General features: G+C 42.3%; 18 protein-coding genes and 2 pseudogenes. 1 reads left to right on the forward strand and 19 read right to left on the reverse strand.

Going from position 1 to position 21,750, the window contains the following annotated elements:
• Window positions 1–1,412 (forward strand): IS1182 family transposase (locus ABRT01_RS14885; RefSeq protein ID WP_367748255.1); only part of this gene is annotated, 1,412 nt, incomplete at its 5' end.
• Here the strand turns inward: ABRT01_RS14885 and ABRT01_RS14890 are convergent.
• The 19 genes and pseudogenes from ABRT01_RS14890 to ABRT01_RS14980 all read right to left on the reverse strand — a co-directional run.
• A pseudogene (locus tag ABRT01_RS14890) lies at window positions 1,384–1,716 on the reverse strand (acyl-CoA thioesterase); the annotation flags it as partial. The gene ABRT01_RS14885 and the pseudogene ABRT01_RS14890 sit on opposite strands and share 29 nt — an antisense overlap.
• Window positions 1,717–1,757: 41 nt before the next feature.
• A complete protein-coding gene (locus ABRT01_RS14895) occupies window positions 1,758–2,162 on the reverse strand; it encodes a MaoC/PaaZ C-terminal domain-containing protein (protein ID WP_269411691.1) in 405 nt (134 codons plus the stop codon).
• A complete protein-coding gene (locus ABRT01_RS14900) occupies window positions 2,159–2,608 on the reverse strand; it encodes a MaoC family dehydratase N-terminal domain-containing protein (protein ID WP_269411690.1) in 450 nt (149 codons plus the stop codon). The genes ABRT01_RS14895 and ABRT01_RS14900 overlap by 4 nt, the downstream gene beginning before the upstream one ends.
• Window positions 2,609–2,636: 28 nt before the next feature.
• Entirely contained in the window at window positions 2,637–3,401 is a 765-nt protein-coding gene (gene fabG / locus ABRT01_RS14905) for a 3-oxoacyl-ACP reductase FabG (protein ID WP_269411689.1), read from the reverse strand.
• 23 nt (window positions 3,402–3,424) lie between these two features.
• Entirely contained in the window at window positions 3,425–4,600 is a 1,176-nt protein-coding gene (locus ABRT01_RS14910; RefSeq protein ID WP_269411688.1) for an acyl-CoA dehydrogenase family protein, read from the reverse strand.
• A gap of 69 nt (window positions 4,601–4,669) precedes the next feature.
• Complete coding sequence (locus ABRT01_RS14915; protein WP_367748260.1) at window positions 4,670–5,413, reverse strand: SDR family NAD(P)-dependent oxidoreductase; 744 nt, start codon at window positions 5,411–5,413, stop codon at window positions 4,670–4,672.
• 20 nt (window positions 5,414–5,433) lie between these two features.
• Window positions 5,434–6,414, reverse strand: a complete 981-nt coding sequence (locus ABRT01_RS14920; protein WP_367748263.1) for an NADPH:quinone oxidoreductase family protein — start codon at window positions 6,412–6,414, stop codon at window positions 5,434–5,436.
• A 29-nt stretch (window positions 6,415–6,443) separates the two neighbouring features.
• Complete coding sequence (locus tag ABRT01_RS14925) at window positions 6,444–8,006, reverse strand: acyl-CoA carboxylase subunit beta (RefSeq protein WP_367748266.1); 1,563 nt, start codon at window positions 8,004–8,006, stop codon at window positions 6,444–6,446.
• A gap of 47 nt (window positions 8,007–8,053) precedes the next feature.
• Window positions 8,054–9,664, reverse strand: a complete 1,611-nt coding sequence (locus ABRT01_RS14930) for an AMP-binding protein (RefSeq protein ID WP_367748283.1) — start codon at window positions 9,662–9,664, stop codon at window positions 8,054–8,056.
• A gap of 67 nt (window positions 9,665–9,731) precedes the next feature.
• Window positions 9,732–11,348, reverse strand: coding sequence for a long-chain-fatty-acid--CoA ligase (locus ABRT01_RS14935; RefSeq protein ID WP_367748269.1), 1,617 nt, complete (start codon window positions 11,346–11,348; stop codon window positions 9,732–9,734).
• A 30-nt stretch (window positions 11,349–11,378) separates the two neighbouring features.
• Window positions 11,379–12,335 (reverse strand): phosphotriesterase family protein, encoded by a 957-nt coding sequence (locus ABRT01_RS14940; RefSeq protein WP_269411683.1) that lies wholly within the window; start codon window positions 12,333–12,335, stop codon window positions 11,379–11,381.
• Window positions 12,336–12,364: 29 nt separating this feature from the next.
• Window positions 12,365–14,029: a long-chain fatty acid--CoA ligase gene (locus ABRT01_RS14945; protein WP_269411682.1), complete on the reverse strand. Its 1,665-nt coding sequence runs from the start codon at window positions 14,027–14,029 to the stop codon at window positions 12,365–12,367.
• A gap of 23 nt (window positions 14,030–14,052) precedes the next feature.
• Window positions 14,053–14,838 (reverse strand): 2-phosphosulfolactate phosphatase, encoded by a 786-nt coding sequence (locus ABRT01_RS14950; protein ID WP_367748273.1) that lies wholly within the window; start codon window positions 14,836–14,838, stop codon window positions 14,053–14,055.
• Window positions 14,839–14,841: 3 nt separating this feature from the next.
• On the reverse strand, window positions 14,842–15,897 hold the full coding sequence (locus ABRT01_RS14955) for a phosphotransferase family protein (protein ID WP_269411680.1): 1,056 nt from the start codon (window positions 15,895–15,897) through the stop codon (window positions 14,842–14,844).
• 124 nt (window positions 15,898–16,021) lie between these two features.
• Entirely contained in the window at window positions 16,022–16,585 is a 564-nt protein-coding gene (locus tag ABRT01_RS14960; RefSeq protein WP_269411679.1) for a TetR/AcrR family transcriptional regulator, read from the reverse strand.
• 49 nt (window positions 16,586–16,634) lie between these two features.
• The gene (locus ABRT01_RS14965) at window positions 16,635–17,411 is read right to left on the reverse strand and encodes an SDR family oxidoreductase (protein WP_269411678.1); all 777 of its coding nucleotides are present in this window, start codon (window positions 17,409–17,411) and stop codon (window positions 16,635–16,637) included.
• A gap of 17 nt (window positions 17,412–17,428) precedes the next feature.
• Window positions 17,429–18,637, reverse strand: coding sequence for an acyl-CoA dehydrogenase (locus ABRT01_RS14970; protein ID WP_269411677.1), 1,209 nt, complete (start codon window positions 18,635–18,637; stop codon window positions 17,429–17,431).
• A gap of 600 nt (window positions 18,638–19,237) precedes the next feature.
• Complete coding sequence (locus ABRT01_RS14975) at window positions 19,238–20,281, reverse strand: DUF1646 family protein (RefSeq protein ID WP_367748278.1); 1,044 nt, start codon at window positions 20,279–20,281, stop codon at window positions 19,238–19,240.
• A gap of 299 nt (window positions 20,282–20,580) precedes the next feature.
• Window positions 20,581–21,750 (reverse strand): annotated as a pseudogene (locus ABRT01_RS14980) (aminotransferase class I/II-fold pyridoxal phosphate-dependent enzyme).

Raw genomic sequence — 21,750 nt, forward strand, 5'->3', positions numbered from 1 at the left:
ATGGTACAAAAATTGAAGCGAACGCCAATAAGTTCACCTTTGTGTGGCGGAAATCCGTTGAAAAATATAGTGATAAGCTAATCGAAAAGTCCAATCAACTGTATGATGAGCTGTTGGAGAAGGAGATCATCCCGGCAATAGAGCGAGAAACAGAAGAGGAACTTTCCGTTAAAGAAATGGGAGAAGTAGTCGAAAAGTTAGATGAAAAGGTTGAGGAATACGATAAAAAAATCGAAGCTTGTGAGGTTGGTAGCGAACGAAAGAAAATCCGTTCCGAACGTAAATTTCCAAAACAAGCTCGCAAGCAGTTTAACGATTTCATCACTCGTAAGCAAAAGTATCAAAACGATATGGAGAAATTCGGGGACCGTAACAGTTATTCAAAGACAGATCCGGATGCGACGTTTATGCGCATGAAGGACGACTACATGAAGAACGGTCAATTGAAAGCTGGTTACAATGTCCAGATTGCAACGGAAGGTCAATACGCGCTCGCTTACGATGTTTTCCCAAACCCGACGGATACACGCACTTTAATTCCTTTTCTCGACTCGATTGAAGAAAACTTTTTCGAACTGCCGGAACACATTGTCGCGGATGCCGGATATGGCAGTGAACAGAATTATGAAGATATCATCGAGAATCGAAATCGAACGCCACTTATTACATACAATCAATATCGAAAGGAGAAGAAAAAGAAGCATAAGAACAACGCTTTTCATGTAGATAATTGGGATTATAATGAGGACGAAGATACTTTTCTGTGCCCAAATGGACGGAAAATACGGTTTAGTCATCATTCCAAACGAACAGACAGGTACGGATTCACCCGTGAATTTAAAGTGTACGAATGTGAGGACTGTTCGGGCTGTCCACTCCGCGATTTATGTACGAAAGCAAAAGAAGGAAACAACCGAAAAGTCTACATGAATGAAAAGTGGGAGTCCCAAAAAGAATATGTACGTGCGAAGCTTTCAGACGAGAAAACTGGTGAAATTTACGGAAAACGTAAAATTGACGTAGAACCAGCGTTCGGTTTCTTGAAGGCTAATTTGGGTTTCACTCGTTTTTCTGTCAGAGGAAAACAGAAGGTGAAAAATGAATTAGCCTTCGCATTGATGGCGGTGAACTTGAGAAAGTACACCGCCACGAACAGTAAATTAGTACCGGAAGATAGAAACAACTCCACAAAAAAGGTTCCAAGCAAACTTTTGATTTGCTTGGAACCTTTTTATTTACTATTTTTGGCTAGTTATGTCCCAGCCTCTTCTTGTTGTTTCAACCACATATTTATCTCACAGCATGATTTTCCAACCGGCTTTCCAAATTCTTTCGTAAAAAGTCTGGAATTGGTACTGTTTTTTGCTCAACATAATTGTAACAAACAACTGTTGCTGAACCTTCCGCAATAACAACGTCTGACTCCATATTTGTGATTATATGATGAAGGCGAAAACTTTTCGTCCCAATCCGGTCAACAGTCGTCGCCACCCTTAGATGTTCCCCTGCAAATGCTTGGGAAACATAATCACAGGAAGTTGAGGCTAAAATAAAATTTAATGTAGAATTTCCATGGTTAGTACGCATTCCCAATGTTTTGAATAGCTTTGTCCGTGCTTCCTCCAAATATAGAAAATAACTGACATTATTCACATGGCCAGCTGCATCGGTTTCGCAAAAACGGACGTAGACCTCAATATCATGTGCTGATGCCATCAAATCCCTCCATTCTCGTCCGCCTTTGATTCACGGTTTGCTTATGCATACAATAGAAAATTCACTGTCCCTTTAATAACTTCTTTCCCATCTTGGTTTACTGCCATTACTTGAAAATTCAATTGCTTTTCGTTCACTTCTTTTAATCTTGCCTTTAAGGTAATCAGATCCTGTAAGAAAACCATTCCGGAAAAGCGTATCTGGTAATCTTGGATAAATCCATCTTCCAAATAAGGAGTGAATAATTTAGCGAGATTTCCCATTGTCCACATGCCATGAGCAATAATACCAGGCAACCCAGCTTTTTTGGCCTCATCGTCAATCGTATGAATTGGATTATAATCCCCAGAGGCCCCAGCATATTTAATTAGATCGATTCGTGACACAGGGTCAAGTGTTACTTCCGGAAGTGATTCCCCTTGTTGTAAATCGAGTAATTGTTTCATCGTACCAGTTCCTTTCTCACCGCTTCGGTAATGATAACTACCTGTTCCTCCGTGAAGATGGTTTTACCTTCAAGGTCTTCTCCATATCTTTTTAAAACAATAAATCCCATCAGTCCATTATTTCCTTTTTTTTCATAGTAATCGGCGACTTCGGAATAACAATAAATCGTTTCTCCTACAAGTAATGGTCGTTCATAATGATAGGTTTCTTCTCCGTGAATTAAGCCTTTATTTGGCAAGGTTAAATCATTGATCTCCCCAAATTCGAAAACCCGGGGAAATGTTGGCGGGGCAATATTCCCGCCATATCGTGACTTTTTCCCATATGCTTCATCAATAAATATCGGATGAGGATCCTTGATGGCCTCCGCAAATTTTTTGACCATTCCTCGTTCTACCACATTTTTAATTTTTTCCGACCGTTTTCCAATTGCATCGGCAAACATGTTTATCCACCTCTTCTTCTTGAGATAATTAGTCCTTTGGCCCTCCGGCAACATAGATCACTTGACCATTTACGAATGACGATGCTTCATCAGCGAAAAATGCCACCGCATTAGCAATGTCTTCCGGTTTTCCACTTCTGCCAACCGGTATCTGACTGACACTTGCTTCCACTAATTCATCAAATGAAATACCTATTCGTTCAGCAGTTGCTTTTGTCATATCAGTTTCAATGAATCCTGGTGCAACTGCATTTACGGTAATGCCGAATTTACCAAGTTCAATCGCCAGGGTTTTGGTTAACCCCTGTAATCCGGCTTTTGCGGTAGAATAGTTCGCTTGTCCACGATTACCCAATGCTGATGTTGATGATGTATTAATAATCCGGCCATATTTATTCTTCACCATGTATTTTTGCGCTGCCCGGGCGGCATTGAACGATCCTTTCAAATGGACATCCATGACCTGCTGCCAGTCACTGTCCGTCATTTTAAATAATAGATTATCCCGGATAACTCCGGCATTGTTGACCAAAATATCGAGCGAACCAAATGTATTGACCACCTCCTCTACGACTGCTTCCACCTCGTCCGCATTGGTAACGTCAGCTGTTTTGGTCAAGACCTCATAACCCTTATTGGTGAACTCTTGTGCTGCTGCGCTTAATGCTTCTTCATTAATATCAATAATTGCTACTTTGGCACCTTCTTCGGCAAACTTTTGTGCGACACCTTTACCGATTCCACGGCTGCCACCTGTTACGAAAGCTACTTTTCCTGCAAACCTGTTTGTCATTATGAATTCCTCCTTGTAAAATATTACATGAATTGTCCTAATTTTACATTACCTTTTAATAGATTTCTAGCGATAATTAACCGTTGAATCTCATCTGTACCATCGTAAATGCGCCAAAGTCTTGCTTCACGATACCAGCGTTCAATCGGTAATTCCTTGGTATAACCCATCCCGCCATGAATCTGCAGGACACGGTCGACAACCCGGTTACCCATATTGGATCCGTAAAGTTTAGCCATCGATGCCAGATGGCGGTTATCTTCCCCGATATCAAGTGTAAACGCGGCATTTAGCACAATCCATCTGGCAGCCTCGATCTCAACTGCAGAATCAGCAATTTGCCACTGGATGGCCTGCCGATCCGCAATTGGTTTGCCAAATGTTTCCCGTTCTTTGGCATAATCAATTGCCATTTGCAACAGGCGTTCTGCAGCACCGACAGCGGTCGCGCCAACAACCCATCTGGCAAAACCAATCCATTCCAGGCCAAGCTTATAGCCTTCATGCACTTCGCCCAAAACGTTTTCTTCCGGTACACGTACATTGTCAAAAACAAGGCCGGCTGGTCCCCATTCTCCCATTGTATGAATATATTCCGATTTCCATCCCATATTCCGGTCAACAATGAAACAGGTAACCCCTTCTCTTCCGGTTCGCTGATGACGTTCCTTATCAGTGATTGCAATCACCATGACAAAATCGGCTTCATTTCCACCGGTGATAAATGTTTTCTCACCATTGATGACCCATTCATTGCCGTCCTTGACCGCAGTTGTTTTAATATTTCTTGTATCTGATCCTGCACCAGGTTCGGTCATGGCAAAGCACGACTTTTTCTCGCCATTAATGGTTGGAATTAAGTATTTTTGTTTTTGTTGTTCATTCCCGTAATAAAGAATGTTATCAGCAGAGCCACCGAATTGAAATGGTACAAACGTTTTGCCAACCTCCATCAACACGATGGCCATCATCATTTGCCCAAGATCAGCACCACCATATTCTGCCGGTGTATTGATCCCCCAAAAACCTGCTTCTTTCGCTTTTAATTGTAATTCATCCAACTTTTCAGCTGATAGGCTTGGCTTGCCCTCACGTTCATTTCTTAGCACATCATTTTCCAGTGGTTTTAATTCTTTTTCAACAAATTTTCTGATGGTTTGCTGCACCATTTTTTGCTCATCGGTTAAACGTAAATGCATTCGTTTCACTCCTCCAATTTTTATATACTAAGTGGTTGGTATGTCAAAGAAGAATTCCAAAACAACCTGCTAAATATTCAATGTACCACCATCGATTACCAAGGTCTCACCGGTAATAAAAGATGCCTCATCAGATGCCAGGAACAGCACTGCATTAGCCACTTCTTCAGGCTTACCGATTCTGCGCAATGCATTGGCAGTCGACAAAATCGGCCACTTGTCCGTTTTCTTCCAATCATCCACCATTTTTGTATCAATAATCCCCGGGGCAACCGCATTCACCCGAATATTTTTTCGGCCAAATTCCGTTGCGGCTGTTTTGGTAAGGGCAATTACACTGCTCTTTGAGGCTGAATAAGCAGCAACAAGTTTTTGCCCTTTCATTCCGGCAATGCTGGCTGTATTAATGATCGAACTACCGGATTCCATATGTGGCAAAACATGCTTTAAGCCAAGAAATACACCGGTAATATTGATGTCCATCACCCGTTGCCATTCCTCAAGCGAAACATCGGGAATCTTTTTCTCATCCGCATTTATCCCGGCATTATTATATAGAATATTAATCTGACCGAATATATCTGCTGTTTTTTCCACCATTTGTACAACATCAGCGGGATTGGTCATATCTGTACGGATAAATGCAGCTTCCCTTTCCTGTTGTTTGATCGCACGTACAGTTTTAAGTCCATTTTCTTCACTGACATCAGCGACCATTACTTTGGCCCCTTCTTGTGCAAATCTTAATGCCGTGGCCCTGCCAATGTCCCCACCACCCCCTGTTACAATGGCGACTTTGTTTGCTAATCGCATTTTCTCACCCTTTCGTCAAGTTATGGTCTTGCAATTAATTTTCCATATGTTTTTCGATCGGCCAGCACTTCCAATGCGTTGGGAACGTCGGCAAAGTCATATTCCTGATAAACTAGTGGACGAATAGCTCTTTGCTCATAAAGTTTCATAAGCTGGTTGTGAATATTTAGCACTTCACTTGGATTTAATTTACGAAACAGTCCCCAATGAACGCCCACAATCGAATAGTTTTTGACCAATGCATGGTTTACAGGGGCATCGGAAATACGGCCGCCCGCAAAACCGATCACTAAGATACGGCCATCAAAAGCAATGCATTTCCGGGAACGATCGAATACATCACCACCAACAGGGTCAAAAATTACATTGGCACCCTGTCCATTCGTTTCTTCTTTGACACGTTTCACAAAATCAGTTGCTTTGTAATCAATAGTCACATCTGCACCGAGTTCTTTACATATCTCTACTTTCTCCGGACCACCAGCAGTAGCAATCACTTTTACCCCTTTGGCTTTTCCAAGCTGAATGGCGGCAGAACCTACACCACCCGCTCCCGCATGAACAAGTAAGACTTCACCAGCTTGTAGATTCGCCCGGTAAAACAATGAATAATAGGCGGTTTGATACGTAATGAACATTCCGGCTGCTTCATTGGCAGGCATTACTTCCGGGATGGCGTAAACAGATGATTCCGAAACACATACCCATTCCGATAATCCGCCAGCTGGCAATTCTGGTGTAGCGATTACCCGCTGTCCCGCCGTCAACTGACAACCCTCTCCAGCTTCCCGGATAGTCCCGCAAATCTCAGCCCCTGGCGTAAACGGGATTGGCGGCTTTTCCTGATATTTTCCCTGACAAAGTAAAATGTCGAAAAAATTAAGGGATGTGGCTTCTACCTCAATTAACAGTTTTCCGGTTTCCACTGCAGGACATGGCTCATCCTGCAATGCCAACACATCTTTCGGTTCACCTAGTTTGGTTACTTTCCAACTACGCATATGGCGTATCTCCTCCATTTAATCGTTATCTAAAATCCAGTCGGCCAATTAGCTAAATGGCGCTCACTTTTTGAACCATTTTTATGACAGGCATATTCCAACGTTTGTGACAAGAATTTCCTTGTATCCCGCGGATCAATGATATCATCAATTAAATACTTGCCAGCCGCCTGATATGGAGAACTGTCAAATCCCCATGTTTTCAATAATTTCTGGCGTTTTTCTTTAGCATTTTCAGCAGTTTGAAGTTCCCGCCCATAAACCACATTGACGCCAACCTCAGGGCCGGTAAAATTAATCTCCGCTGTGGGCCAGGCAACAACAAAGTCGGCTCCCATTGTTGGACCGCACATATTACCATAGGCTGCACCAATACTTTTACGAATAACGACAGAGATCTTTGGCACAGTTGATTGGGCAAGTGCTTGATTCCAGACCATAATCTTTGTTGGCATTTTCAACTTTTCCGCTTCACTGGAAACACGAAAGCCAGGAATGTCATGTAAAAAGATTAATGGAATATGATACGAGTCACACAAACAAATGAAATCGGTCGCCTTATCACATTCTTTAGCTCCGGCAGCACCAGCGAATTTCATTGGCTGATTGGCAATAATCCCGACCGTCCTGCCATTGATTCTGGCTAATGCCGTTATGAGTGCGGTTCCATATGAAGATTTAAGTTCAAAGTACACCCCGTCATCTACAAGCCGTTTAACAACCTTTTTCATATCGTACGCTCGTTTTTGTCGAGTCGGCACAATATTTATTAATTCATCAACACTTCGATAGGGATCGTCACTCGTTTCCTGATATGGTGGTTCTTCACCTTTATTTAGTGGGATATAGTCCAGGAATTGTTTTATTTCCGCAATTGCTTCGTCTTCATCTTCCGCAAACCGTTCCACTTGCCCGGTATGATCGGCATGAATGTTCCAGCCGCCAAGTTCTTCATTGGTGACCTTTTCACCTGTGGCAATTTCCAGCATCCGCGGACCGGCTACAGCCATTGAAGTACCTTTTACCTGAGTCACAAAATCGGAGGAAACAGCAGTCCATGTTGGTCCGCCAAAACTGTCACCCAAAATAGCGGTAATCATCGGAACCTCCCTTCGATGCAACAACAGCTCATTGGGAAAAAGCATCTGACTGATTCCATCCGCTCCCATTCCATCTGGCATCCGAAGTCCTCCGCCTTCCATTAAACAAACCAGCGGAAAACCCCGCTTAACGGCAAATGTATGAGCGGCATGGGTTTTACGGAAATACACCATCCCCTCGGTTCCGGCAAAGACAGTTTTGTCCGCTGCCTGTAATACGATCGGTCGACCATTGACTTTTGCCAGACCTGTAATAACACCATCTCCGGCACTTTTTCCCTCAGCACCGGGCTGATCGGAATGAGCAAGCAGCCCCAATTCCAAAAATGATCCGGGGTCTACAAGTTTTTCGATTCGCTCTCGGGCAGTGTATTTCCCCAGCTCATGCTGATGCTTTAGCTTATCTGGACCGCCACCAAGTTTTGCCTTATCTTTTTTTTCGATTAATTCATCAATTGCTTTCTCCATGTTTGCTTCTTTGATTTTTTCCATGATTGTTCCCCATTACAAAAAATTGCGTATGTTGCAGGAAGATTCTACTATTCCCGTAAAAGCCGCCGCAGTATCTTACCGGAGGATGTTGCCGGCAATTGTTCAAGGAACTCCACGTTACGCGGATATTTATACGCAGCCATATGATCCCTTGCCCAATCCACGATTTCATCTTCCGTTACGTTGTTTTTATATTCCGGCTTTAAGACAATGAATGCTTTCACACTTTCGCCGCGGTTTTTATCCGGGACACCAACAACAGCCACCTGGGATACAGCTTCATGATCACTTAGTAACGCTTCCACATCCTCCGGAAAAACACTGAACCCGGATGATTTGATCATTTCTTTGACCCTGCCATTAAAATAAAGATACCCATCCTCATCCACCATTCCAATATCTCCGGTAAACACCCAGCCATCACGTAATGTTGCTTCTGTTGCCTCTGGCCGGTTCAAATATCCTTTAAAAACACCCGGATTTTTCACAGCAATTTCGCCTTGCTGACCAGGCGGTAAATCTTCACCAGTCTCCAGATCAACAATCCGAAATTCCGTATCATAGGTGGCGATTCCACACGTGCCATACTTAATATGATTAATTGGCATGAATGTATCACAAGTATGTGTTTCACTTAATCCATACGATGCTTCGTACATGAGGCAGCCGTCAGTAAGGTTCTTCCATGTTTCAGCCAGTTTTTCGTCCACAGGCATGCCAAAACTAGTAGCAAAGTTAAGCTTTAGTGACGTCAGGTCGTACTTTTCCACCTCTGGATAATGAATGATCGCATTATTCATTGGCGCTACCGTATACAATTTAGTTACCCTGTACCGTTCAATCGCCTTGATCGCTGCCTCCGGGTCAAAACGGGTGAGCAATACACACGAAACAGCACTATAAATCGGTGTATTCACCCCCATGACCATGCCAGCAATGTGACAGAGCGGGGCAGCTGCCAATGTTTGATCCTGTTTATTGATCAAATATCCATTAGCTGATGCCGCTGTTTTAAACAAGGCATTTCCATAAGTTAACATGGCTGCTTTTGATCTTCCTGTTGTTCCCGATGTAAACACCATTAATCCAACATCTTTCCAAATATTTATTTCTTCCGGTTCCCCGATTGGATCGGATTGTGCAATTACTTTCAGCATGTCATATGCGCCAGTTAATTTCCTTTTCTCCATTTGCAGTTCATCTGGTAATGGCAGTGTTACCTCATTGCCAAGAAAATCGGCATAGTTGGTGGTCAATGAAAATTCCAATGCAGGGAGTCTATCATTTATATTTTCTATTTGTTGATATAGTTCCTGACCGGCAATTACAGCTTGAACCTCCACTTCATTCATGTAATATTCAAGTTCTGTTTCCTTGTACATTGGATTTAGTGGCACGACAACCCCGCCAAGCATTTGGATTGCAAAATGGCCAATGATATATTGTGGACAATTTTGCATAAACAGGGCGACACGGGAGCTTTTTTTAATTCCCCGGTTTGCTAGAAACTGAGCCAGACGTTGGGTTTTGTCACATAGCTGCTCCCAGGTAATCGAATTTCCGTAAAAAACGTATGCAGTCTGCTTTGGTTGTTCGATTGCATTTTGTATGAGATATTCATGTAACGGCTTTTCCCCAAGACGATAATGCAATGTCATGGGGACATCTTTCGGCCAGCTTTTTCGTAAAACCGATTTCACTTTTTCCCCTTCCTTCTGTGAAAAACTACTCCGCTTTCACTGATTCCTCTCTGATTTTTCGACGTAGAATTTTACCAACATTTGTTTTCGGTAATTCTTTTCTAAACTCCACCACTCTTGGCACCTTATAAGCAGCCATATTTTTGCGGCAATACGCGATTATTTCATCTTGTGTACATGCGTACCCTTCTTTTAGTACAACAACCGCCTTGACTGTTTCCCCGCGATATGGATCAGGAGCACCGACAACGACAGCCTCCTGAACAGCCGGATATTCATAGAGGATTTCTTCCACATCTCGTGGATAAATATTGTAACCGCTCGCAATAATCAAGTCCTTTTTGCGATCAACGATAAACAGATAACCATCTTCATCCATATAGGCGATATCTCCCGTATACAGCCATCCGTCCCGAAGTGCGTGTGCAGTCTCCTCCGGCATATGCCAGTACCCTTTCATCACCTGTGGTCCCTTGATAATGATTTCACCGATCTCTCCTGGTGGAAGTTCCTTTGTTCCATCGGCCAAGTCTACTATTTTATAATCAGTTGATGGAAAACCGATCCCGACACTACCAGTTTTTCGAGGACCAAAACTGGGATTACAATGTGTTGATGGGGACGTTTCTGATAATCCATAGCCTTCAAGAATCATTGCACCTGTCTTTCCTTCGAATGAACGGAGAACTTCTCCTGGCATCGGCGCACTGCCACTGTTACAAACCTTCAAACTTACCAAATCATTTTCACTGACATCCGGATGATTCAGTAAAGCAATATACATCGTTGGTACGCCAGGAAACTTGGTCGGTTGTAAATCTTTGATCGTTTGCCATACTTCATCCACTTTAAATCGTGGAAGCATGATACTCATTGCTCCTGTATAAATAGCCAGATTCATGCAGGAAGTCATGCCATAAACATGGAATAGCGGAATAACCGTTAGCACCCGGTCACTTCCCAGATTAAATGTGTCTTTAAAAAACTCATGGGACTGCATCACGTTGGCCAATAAATTGCTATGGGTAAGCATGGCCCCCTTGGAACGTCCGGTTGTTCCACCTGTATACTGCAAAATTGCTATATCTTCATATGCATCAATCTCGGCAGGTACAGGTGGTGTAGATGCGCGTTTTATAAATGCCTCAAATCCTGTGGCAATAACGTCTTCATTTTCTCCTCCTTCCAAATTAACCTTAATCACTCGTTTAACAGCTGTCTTATCCATGACTTCGTTTAATACCGGCAGTAATGGCTCATAAATCACAATAGTCTCAGCACCCGAGTCAGTTAAAATATATTCTAATTCTTTCCCAACAAGCATCGGATTTAGCTGTGTAACAATTCCTCCAGCTTGTAAAATTCCATAATAACTGATTACATATTGCGGGCAATTGGGCAGCATGATGGCCACCCGGTCCCCCTTGTTGACCCCCTCTTCCTGCAATGCAGCGGTAAAGGCATCAACCAGTTCACCAAGTCGCTGATAAGTGATTTCTTTTCCATAAAAATGAATGGCCTGATGATCTCCATAATTTGCAATCGTTTCCTTTAGCATTTCCGGCAATGATTGATTCGGGATTTCCAATTCTTTTGCGATATGTTCTGGATAATGCTTTAACCAGACTTTATCCATCTCCATCCTCCTTCATATACTTTTATAGGATAACGCTTACAAATGGAACAGACTTTCAATTGTCGCTTCTGGTATGCCCCGATGTTTTAATGCAGGAATTACATTTTCAAACACATGTGCAGGATGCCAGTTTCGAACCAGATGAGCCACATCCTCACTCATTTCAGGATCCCGTCCCAACCAGTAATTGATGGAATCATGGGAGATCATAATTTGTTTTTCGTATCCTTCATCCAACAGCTGTACCAATGTTTCAATTCGTGCCTCATCCATTGGTGCCCCAACCAATTTTTGAATCCCAAAACGGTCAAAGCCAATATATACGCCGGTTTCCAGTGCTTGCTTATGATAGTCCACATCAGTATTTCCGCACATATGGCCAATTACAATCTTCACTGGATCAACTCCTGCACCAGTCAGAAGCCTTGCCTGTTCAGGTCCCATTGTTCCCTCTTGGGTATGAGTAAGTAGCATAATACCTGTTTCCTTATGGACTTCTGCTGCGATATCAAAAAACATTCGCTCATATGACGTAATTTCGTCCTTGCTTGATGCTAGTTTAATAATCCCCGGTCGAATTCCCGTTCCAGCGATACCATGATTTATTTCCTCCATAAACATGTTATAAATATCTTTCTCCGCTGTTCCGAGCGACTTACGGAATTTAAAATAAGTAGTACCACCTTCACCTTCATAATAATATCCAGTGGCACAAACAATCTGTAAACCGGTAGCCTCCGATATATCCTTTAAAACTTCCGGATCACGTCCACATTCATTCGGAGTTGGGTCGACAACCGTTTTCACTCCATATTTCATGACTGTTTTGGCCGCTTCAATCCCGGCACGTACTGCATCTTCCCGGTTATATGGCCCCAAGGTAATGTCCCCGCTGTAACCTGGATAACCAAATTGGAAGTGTTCATGAATCAGTGTTTTACCCATATCTGCAACAGGAACTTTACCAGTAACCGTCTCTATCCATTCGCCCATATTATCAGCTCCTCAATTTTCTAAACTCCCTATGACTTACTGGATACACCGTTTTCCTGTAATTCCCGCCATAAAATCTTGCCGCTCGATGTAGTCGGAAAACGATCGGTAAACTCGACAATCCTTGGATATTTATACGCCGCCATCTGCCCTTTAGACCATTCGATAATTTCCTGTTCTGTTACCTTTCCAACTGCATCATCATTCAGTATGACAAATGCTTTAACCGTTTCACCGCGCTTCGGATCCGGCGCTCTGACTACACATGCCTGTTGGATAGCTGGGTGTTTATATAAAATGGATTCCACTTCTGTAGGCCAGACCTTAAAACCCGCTGCATTAATCATCCGCTTCAACCGGTCAACGATGAAAAAGTATCCTTCCTCATCCATCTTCACAATATCACCAGTCCGAAAAAACGATTTCCCGTCGATTTCCATAAAAGCTTCTTTGTTATCTTCATCCCGGTTATAATATCCCTTAAAAACCTGTGGACCGTTGACAACCAATTCACCTTCTTCACCCACACCAAGTTCCTTCCCGGTTGCCAGATCAATAATCCGCGCATCTACATCAAATGACGGAATACCTAAACACTGCAATTTGGGACGGTTTGGCGGATTAAAATGTGTGTGGGAAATTGTCTCTGACAACCCATATCCCTCTACATAACGCAACCCGGTACGTTGATATAATTGTTCACCAACCGCTTCAGGTAATGGCGCTCCCCCGCCACCAATCAGTGTTAACGAGGAAATATCATAGTCTTCCAGATTTGGATTGGCTAAAAAATCGATTAACATCGTACTAATATTCGTCCAGTGAGTGCAGCTGTATGTTTCTACTACTTTAGCAGCATAATCCCGATCCCATCGGGTCATCATGATGATCGTGCTTCCTGCCAAAATTGGTGCCAGTACACTATGCACCAATCCCGTAACATGGAAAAAAGGTAACGTGGACAATACAACCGCATCAGGCATAATCGTCATCCAGTGAAAAGCTCCAGTCGTATTAGCCTGAATGGTCCGATTCGTATGCATACAGCCTTTAGGCAGCCCAGTTGTACCAGATGTATACGGTATAACGGCAACATCGTCAGCTTTCCCCTGATAGGGTGACGGTAATTGACTGACAGATAACGCATCATGCCAATTTATACCATCCGGCACTGTCTCAGCATTGGTAGTAACTTCCGGGGGTAGCTCACCAAGTGCATCGCTTGCAGAAATATAATCAGCATATGCAGCAACAATTATCGTTTCCAGCGATGTTTCCTGCTTTAACGGTATTACTTTGTCAAGCAATTCCTGACCAACCAAGGCATTCTTGATGGAGCAGTCCCTCACATAAAAGGATAAATCATCCGTCGTACTCATTGGGTTAATTGGTACCACAACTGCCTGCACACGTAAAATCGCAAAAAAGCTGATAACAAATTGTGGCGAGTTTTGCATAAATAAGAGTACTTTTTCATCTTTTTGCACATCCAAGTCTGTTTCCAGATAACCAGCTAACCGCTCCACTTGATCCATAAGCTGAGCATATGTCAACGTTTTGCCATAATACCGGATTGCCGCCTTATTTGGGTACTTCTTGGCTGTGATTGTCAGGTTATCATATAAAGTGGTTTCGGGTACAGTTAGTGTTTTCGCCACTCGGGGTGGCCAAAATTTAAAATGTCTGGTTTGCATGACACGCCATCCTTTCCCTCTCTTTAATGTTTAGAGCCTGAATATTTCTTGAATTCCGAATCGATTTTACGTTCACCTACAAGATGCTTATTCTTATCAACAATCCGGCCATCCAACAAATGAGGAATCACAGGCAGTATTCCTTCTTGATTAACAAAGGTAATATCCTCAAGACAATCGTATGCTTCAAGCGCCCTCCCGACTCGTGAATCATGAAGTACATTTAGTGATTTTGTATTTTCATAAAATAATTTGGCTGCGAGTGCGCTATCCGTTAAATCTACTGGACTATCATTCTCATAAATTAATTGGTTAATAAAATATCCTGCCCCATAAAAATCCTCTATACAAAACCGATCCTTTGAACCAGAACAAACCACCATAATCGTTTCATCTTGATCCTGATTGACGATTTCCTTACTTACCGCTTTACCGTTTAAAATAGATGCAATATATACTTTTTTAGCGGAAGCTGCTTTTTTTATCGCCACCGTACCATTTGTCGTTGATAATACAACTGTTTTATCCATTACTTCACCTTTTAGTCCCAACGGTGTGGGATCCAAAAAACCATCAATCGTTATCCCATTATATTCTCCAACAAGAGCCACCTCGTCTGCGGGAAACTTTTTTGCCTCTCTTAATGCTTCTGCACCGTCCATCACTGGAATAACCTGTTTTGCACCATAGTCCAGACATGCAGTAATGGTTGACGTTGCCAATAAAACATCAAACACCACAGCAATTTTACTATCATCCATTTTGATGCTATCGATTTCTTCCTTTTTTAATAGAACATGGATCTTCATCATTCACACACCTTTTGTTGTTTGCAAGGCATACTCCATCAAATTTTTAACCGATTGATCAAAATGAGCAAACCTGGCATCATCTGTCTGTCCATTCACATAGCGGAAATAGATTTGCTGCAAAATAACGGCCAGTTTAAAATAGGCAAAAGTTAAATAAAAATGGATGTTCGTTACATCACGCCCACTTCTCCTTGCATACGCTTCCAAAAACTCTCTACGGGTAAAGAAACCATCCATTACGGTAACCGGTGGTTCTCCAAGACCCGTTTTTAACTGTTCTGAGTCATCTGCTTCCATCCAATAGGCAAGAGCAACCCCCAGATCTGCCAATGGATCACCTATCGTCGTCATCTCCCAGTCAAATAATCCAGCCATCTTACTGAAGTCGCTAGAAAACATAGCATTATTTAACTTGTAATCGTAGTGGATTACTGTTGGCGCCGGTGATGTCGGAATATTGTTCTGGAGCCAGTTAGTTAATGCGCCAACACCGGTAATCTCTTCTGTTTTTGACCGTTCATACCGTTTAATCCATCCACCTACCTGACGTTCCATGAATCCTTGGGGCTTTGACATGCCGACCAGTTCTGTTTGCCGGTAATCTACCTGATGCAATTCAACTAATTGATCAACCATAATATTGGAGATTCTTTTGCCTAATTCCGGTTCATACGTTACACCTTCTGGAAACTTGGTATCGATAACAATTCCTTTTCGCCGTTCCATGATAAAAAATGGGCGTCCGATAATTCGTTCATCATCAGAGAACACATATGGCTTTGGTGCAGTTTGGTATAACGGATGAAGCGTATTTAAAATGGTATATTCCCGTTTCATGTCATGAGCTTTTGGTGCAACCGGTCCGAACGGTGGGCGTCTTAGTACCGCTTCCCACGAACCAAACCGTAATAAATAGGTCAAATTGGAACGTCCGGCACTAAACTGCTCCATTTCCATTGGCTGGTCTGGTACATCCGGTATATGTCTGCGCACAAACGCTTCCAATACCGCTTTATCCAGTTCCTCACCTTTGCGCACCTTGATTGTATCTTTCATATTCTCAACCCCTTCATACACCCGGCCAAATCATATGTCTTGTTTACAAAGATATTCGCTATATCCAACCTATTCCGAAGCCGTAATTTGTATAACTAGCCTTTACAGACATTGATTGCTTTACTTAACCCTCAATGCCTGTCAGAATCACATTGGCATAAGTCGTTATCAACTCTTCGGGTGGCACCTCTCCTGCTGGCTGATACCAGTTATAGCTCCAATTCGTCATTCCCAAAATCCCGAATGTAACCATATCAACACGAAGATCCTTTCTAAACTCGCCAATATCCTTGCCTTTACGAATAACATCTTCCAGATTCAAACGGAATTGGGCTCGTTTTTGTTTAATTTTTTCGATGTTTTCATCAGCCAGGTGCCTTAGCTCACGAAAATAGACGCGGGCACTTGGTCCATTTTCTGTTATATCTGTAACCAGCAAGCGGATGATGCCAATTAATTTATCTTTTGGCGTCATCTGGTCACTCTGAATAATTTGTTCCTGACGCCTTAATAAATTGGTAATATAATCATCCTGGATTTCCATTAACAGCTGTTCCTTACTGGAAAAATAGTAATAGAATGTCCCTTTTGTTACCCCCAATTCATCGACGATATCCTGGATCGATGTATGGCTAAACCCTTCTTTTTCGAACAGTAACACACTTTGTTCTACGATTTTATCTTTCATTACAAAACCTCGCTAGTTCAAAGTCAATTCATCGTTCAAGTCACTAATATTAGTATGCATGTGACCCACCATCAACGGTTAAAATATCGCCACTCACAAAATCGGATGCTTTGGAAGCAAGAAACAATGCTACACCTTTGATATCCTCATCTTTACCAAGTCGATTTAATGGTGTACCTTCAAGGATCTTATCTTTTCCAGTTTCTAACAGGCCCCTTGACATTTTTGTCGGGAAGAATCCTGGAGCAATCGCATTCACATTAATATTGTACTGACCCCATTTGACAGCCAAGTCCTTGGTAAAGGTCATAATCGCCCCTTTACTCGTATTGTAACCAATCGTATCCATGTATCTTGGATCTGTTCCACCGAATCCCGCTACGGAGGCAAGATTAATGATTTTTCCTTGTCGCTGGTTGACCATAATTCTGCCAACTTCCTGACTCATTAAAAAAGTTCCGGTGATATTAACATTAATAACCTTTTCCCAGGCTTCAAACGGCATATCGAGCACACTTGCGCCCCATGTTGCCCCACTGTTGTTAACAAGAATGTCGATTCCGCCAAAGTGATTAACCGTTTCTTGTACCACATGTTTAACGTCATCCCGGTCGGCTACATTACACTTAAAAGCTAATGAATCAACATGATACGTTTCTTTCAGGTGATCACGCATCTCTTCACAAGGTTCCAATTTTCTGGAGCAAACAACAACATTGGCACCAGCTTCAGCAAAGCTTTTGGCAATTTCAGCACCTAATCCCCGGCCGCCACCTGTGATAAGCGCTGTTTTTCCATCCAATTTAAATAAGTCAAATATACTCATCTGGTATTCATCCCCTTTTATTGGTATTTTCGTAGTTCGAGTCTGGCAATCTGGCGGCGATGCACTTCATCCGGACCATCGGCAAGTCTTAACGTCCGCGCATTTGCCCACTGATTTGCCAGATTAAAATCATCACTGACACCGCCACCACCATGTGCCTGAATTGCCCGATCGATTACCCGCAATGCCATGTTTGGTGCCACTACTTTAATCATCGCAATTTCCGTTTTTGCCTCTTTATTACCAACTGTATCCATCATATATGCTGCCTTTAAAGTTAGAAGGCGGGCTTGTTCAATATCAATTCGTGATTCCGCGATCCATTCCTGTACAACACCCTGATCAGCAATTTTTTTCCCAAAGGCCACGCGATCCTGTACACGCTTACATAAATCTTCAAGAGCACGCTCAGCTGCACCAATTAAGCGCATGCAATGATGAATACGTCCAGGGCCAAGTCGTCCTTGGGCAATTGCAAACCCTTTTCCCTCATCCCAAATCATATTTTCTGCAGGAACACGTACGTTGTCATAAATGATTTCAGCATGACCATGTGGCGCATCATCATAGCCAAATACCGGAAGCATCCGTTTGATTGTTACGCCTGGTGTATCCAGTGGAACAAGAATCATTGACTGTTGTTCATGTTTGGCTGCATCGGGATCGTTTTTCCCCATGACAATCGCGATTTTACAGCGGGGATCCCCAGCACCGGATGACCACCACTTTGTTCCATTAATCACATATTCATCACCGTCTCTGACGATACTGGCTTGAATATTCGTCGCGTCACTGGATGCAACATCAGGCTCGGTCATGGAAAAACAAGATCGGATTTCCCCAGCCAACAGCGGCTCCAGCCATTGTTTCTTTTGTTCCTCTGTTCCATATCGGGCAAGTACTTCCATATTTCCGGTGTCTGGTGCACTACAATTAAACACCTCAGGTCCAATTAATGATCGCCCCATGATTTCACAAAGTGGTGCATATTCTTCATTCGTAAGTCCGGCACCATACTCACTTTCAGGCAAAAATAAATTCCATAAGCCAGCATCCTTCGCTTTTTGTTTCAGCTCTTCCATAATCGGCGGAATTGCTTCCCACCGGCTCGCTTGTCGATTTAGTTGTTCTTTGTATGTTGATTCATTTGGGTAGACATGTGTCTCCATAAAATCAACCAGCTTTTTCCGTAGTTCCATTACTTTCGGTGAATATGAAAAATCCATCTTGCATGCCTCCTTATGATACCTACTGGATGGTATGTTCAGAATCTTATTTATTATTATAAACTAAACCGATACAATGTTGCAACTTATTAAACTCTTTAATTCTTTCAGAGGTCAAATTAAATACAGAACATGAAGGTTGTAAATTAAGCTTAAACGAATAGAATTTCATCTATCACATTTATGATACAATTTCAACAAACAGGGATTACGAAGCTTACTGCGTGGGGTTTTCCAATAGGTCTGGAAGTTAATTTCTCTATTGATAGCAGATCATGCAATTGGGGGCAATAGGACCTTTGGAGAGCCGCGTTTCTTACATTTAACGAATAAAGGCCGGCATTGAACGAAAACCTTTATTTTTTAGCCGTCATTAAACACTGGAATTTTATAAAGAAAATCAAATATACACGCCAAACAACAAGCAATTGGCGTGTATACTTTCGCTATCAAATGACAAAGTGCTTGTACATACTCTGGAGTCATGTTTTCTCTTTTTGATTAACGTCCTGTGTCGCCCAGGTTAATGTTTTCGCTCCCCCAAGTAGCTGTTTCACCAAATCCGGTTGGACTGTCTGCCCCAACAGCATCTCTAACTAATTACAAAAACAAAATAAAAATAAAATAAACAGCCATAGCAATCAAACCAACAGGGACACCAAACTTTGCCCACTGTACACTGGTAATTTTCAGCTTTCCAGCCGCAATGATGTTCGGAATATTTCCCGGAATCAGGATCCCGCCGCTAATCATTAATCCCATTAAAATAGCCTTGATTGTCGTCGCATCCATTGCCGGGCTAATTTCGGCTGCGGCAAGTGTTGCATTATCCAAAACGGCGGAAATCATGTTAATCCAATACATAATCAACGGGCTTAATCCGATAACATATTTTTCAATAAACGGTTCAAATCCAGCTCCCAGAAAGGTAAGAGCCATCACAAATAAAAAGATCTTTAAACTTCTGATGATAATCTCTGGATACGATTCTACCTGACTGGTTGATGAACTTTGACTTTTGCTGGCAACCATTGCTTCCTTCGCTGCTTTTTCCGGATCTTTTGGCGTGATAACAATTGCTGCAAGGATACCGAAAATGATAACTGCAGGAATTACCGATGTACCAATTAAGCTTAGTAAATAAAAGAACCCTTCATTCAATTTACTAGTTACAATAGTTGATAATGGTTCACCAATCGGCGTAAGCGCAGCACCCAATCCGATCGCAAAGCAGGCCAGAACAACCAGACGAATTTCTGATTTTTTATCCAGGTTTAAGAAGCTAACGATTGTTGCCAAAATAATGGCAGAAACGATTGCGGTAATGATGCTGGATAATAAGCCAAGTACAATGACAAACAAAGCAATAAACAAACGATACGGCATCGCCCGGCTAATAGCAATTACACCTTTTTGAATGGGTGTCTGAAACCAGCGGAACAAAAGGCCGGCAATCAGGACAGCAAGGGTTATATTAATTGGATCTTCAAGTGCTTTTTTGATTAACTGCCAGTCCAGCACCTGACTAACAATCGTAGCTGCAATCCCCATGATAAATAGAAACACTTCCAAATTACGTTCGACAATGTTCGTGAATGGTAAAAACAATACTAGCAGCAGGATAATAATAAGCCCAATAATCATGAAACTGTATTCCTCTTTTCTTTTTTCTTATGTAATGAAGGCAAAAACCTATGGATATTCTAAATCTATCATATATCTTTTTCACTTGAAAACGCAAAGATGACATCATTATACAAGCTCTTTTTTTGCATTAAAGTAAACGATTCGATGTACGTCACATCATATAAATTACAAATTACGGAAAAACCTTTTGCGTTTAATGGACGACAAATATTACCCGGGAAATGTTTATCAAACCCTGTCGGACAACAAATGAGGATAGCCGTCGAATTGCACTATCCCCAAGTTGTAAAAACATATTAGAATATCCCAAGTTGATCAATTCGCTGTACCGCTTCCTCCAACCGTTCCACTGTATCAAGCAACCCGACACGCACATAACCTTCCCCTTGTGTGCCAAACCCGTTCCCTGGTGCCACAACGACATGTGCTTTTTCCAACAACAGATCGGCAAATGTTTCCGATGTATAACCCTCCGGAACAGGCAACCATGCAAAAAACGTTCCTTTAGGCATCTCCACCTGCCAGCCAATCTTTTGCAATCCAGTAATAAACCGATCCCGTCGTTGTACATATGTATAACGTAATTGTTCCACCGCGCTTTGATCACCTGTCAATGCTTCCGCTGCTGCTGCTTGAACGGCACCGAACAGACTGACATACAAATGATCCTGTAATAAATTTATATGCCTGATCACTGACCGATTTCCAACTGCGAATGCTACCCGCCATCCGGCCATATTATATGTTTTTGATAACGTGTAAATCTCAATCCCCATATCCTTGGCTCCTGCAGACTGTAAGAAGCTGACTGGTTTTTCTTCAAAGCCCAATGCACCATAAGCAAAATCTTGTACTACACAGAATTGATGGTCTTTGGCAAGTTTAACTGTTTCATCAAAAAATGTTTTCGTTGCGGTTGCTGCTGTCGGGTTATTTGGATAATTTAAGAAAAGCAATTTAGCTTGTCCAAGTTGTTCCGCTGAAAGCTTGCTATAATCGGGAAGAAAATTATTTTCAATTGCAAGTGGAATAAATACTGGTTCCGCATCAGCCATCGCAATCCCCGATAGATAATCCGGGTAACCCGGGTCAGGTAGCAAAGCTACATCCCCTTGATTTAACAGGCATTGACTCAATTCAACAAGTCCTGCTTTTGCCCCAAACAAAATAGCAACTTCACGCTTAGGGTCGAGCGTGACATCATATTCCCGTTTATAAAACGTTGCCACCGCTTCTTTCAAGTAATCAAACCCCTGGAATGGCGAATATTTATGATTTTCTGGATCCTCCGCCGCTGTTTACAATGCTTGAATAATGGATGGTGGTGTCGGGAGATCCGGATTCCCCTGACCCAAATTAATAATATCATAACCTTGCTCGCTCATTTGTTGGGCTTTTTTAACCAGCTTGGCAAAAAACTGTTCCAGCAGCCGCTGCAACATTGCCGATGGTTCAAAATTATGCAA

This window comes from Lentibacillus sp. L22 (assembly GCF_040812445.1).
Taxonomy (GTDB): Bacteria; Bacillota; Bacilli; order Bacillales; family Amphibacillaceae; genus Lentibacillus_C; species Lentibacillus_C daqui.

Coding starts and splice junctions, on each gene's coding strand:
- ABRT01_RS14895 (WP_269411691.1), bottom strand. CDS start 2,162: ATGAAACAATTACTCGATTTACAACAAGGGGAATCACTTCCGGAAGTA.
- ABRT01_RS14900 (WP_269411690.1), bottom strand. CDS start 2,608: ATGTTTGCCGATGCAATTGGAAAACGGTCGGAAAAAATTAAAAATGTG.
- fabG (WP_269411689.1), bottom strand. CDS start 3,401: ATGACAAACAGGTTTGCAGGAAAAGTAGCTTTCGTAACAGGTGGCAGC.
- ABRT01_RS14910 (WP_269411688.1), bottom strand. CDS start 4,600: ATGCATTTACGTTTAACCGATGAGCAAAAAATGGTGCAGCAAACCATC.
- ABRT01_RS14915 (WP_367748260.1), bottom strand. CDS start 5,413: ATGCGATTAGCAAACAAAGTCGCCATTGTAACAGGGGGTGGTGGGGAC.
- ABRT01_RS14920 (WP_367748263.1), bottom strand. CDS start 6,414: ATGCGTAGTTGGAAAGTAACCAAACTAGGTGAACCGAAAGATGTGTTG.
- ABRT01_RS14925 (WP_367748266.1), bottom strand. CDS start 8,006: ATGGAAAAAATCAAAGAAGCAAACATGGAGAAAGCAATTGATGAATTA.
- ABRT01_RS14930 (WP_367748283.1), bottom strand. CDS start 9,664: ATGACATTGCATTATCGTCTTGGGGAAAAGCCGTTACATGAATATCTC.
- ABRT01_RS14935 (WP_367748269.1), bottom strand. CDS start 11,348: ATGGAGATGGATAAAGTCTGGTTAAAGCATTATCCAGAACATATCGCA.
- ABRT01_RS14940 (WP_269411683.1), bottom strand. CDS start 12,335: ATGGGCGAATGGATAGAGACGGTTACTGGTAAAGTTCCTGTTGCAGAT.
- ABRT01_RS14945 (WP_269411682.1), bottom strand. CDS start 14,029: ATGCAAACCAGACATTTTAAATTTTGGCCACCCCGAGTGGCGAAAACA.
- ABRT01_RS14950 (WP_367748273.1), bottom strand. CDS start 14,838: ATGAAGATCCATGTTCTATTAAAAAAGGAAGAAATCGATAGCATCAAA.
- ABRT01_RS14955 (WP_269411680.1), bottom strand. CDS start 15,897: ATGAAAGATACAATCAAGGTGCGCAAAGGTGAGGAACTGGATAAAGCG.
- ABRT01_RS14960 (WP_269411679.1), bottom strand. CDS start 16,585: ATGAAAGATAAAATCGTAGAACAAAGTGTGTTACTGTTCGAAAAAGAA.
- ABRT01_RS14965 (WP_269411678.1), bottom strand. CDS start 17,411: ATGAGTATATTTGACTTATTTAAATTGGATGGAAAAACAGCGCTTATC.
- ABRT01_RS14970 (WP_269411677.1), bottom strand. CDS start 18,637: ATGGATTTTTCATATTCACCGAAAGTAATGGAACTACGGAAAAAGCTG.
- ABRT01_RS14975 (WP_367748278.1), bottom strand. CDS start 20,281: ATGATTATTGGGCTTATTATTATCCTGCTGCTAGTATTGTTTTTACCA.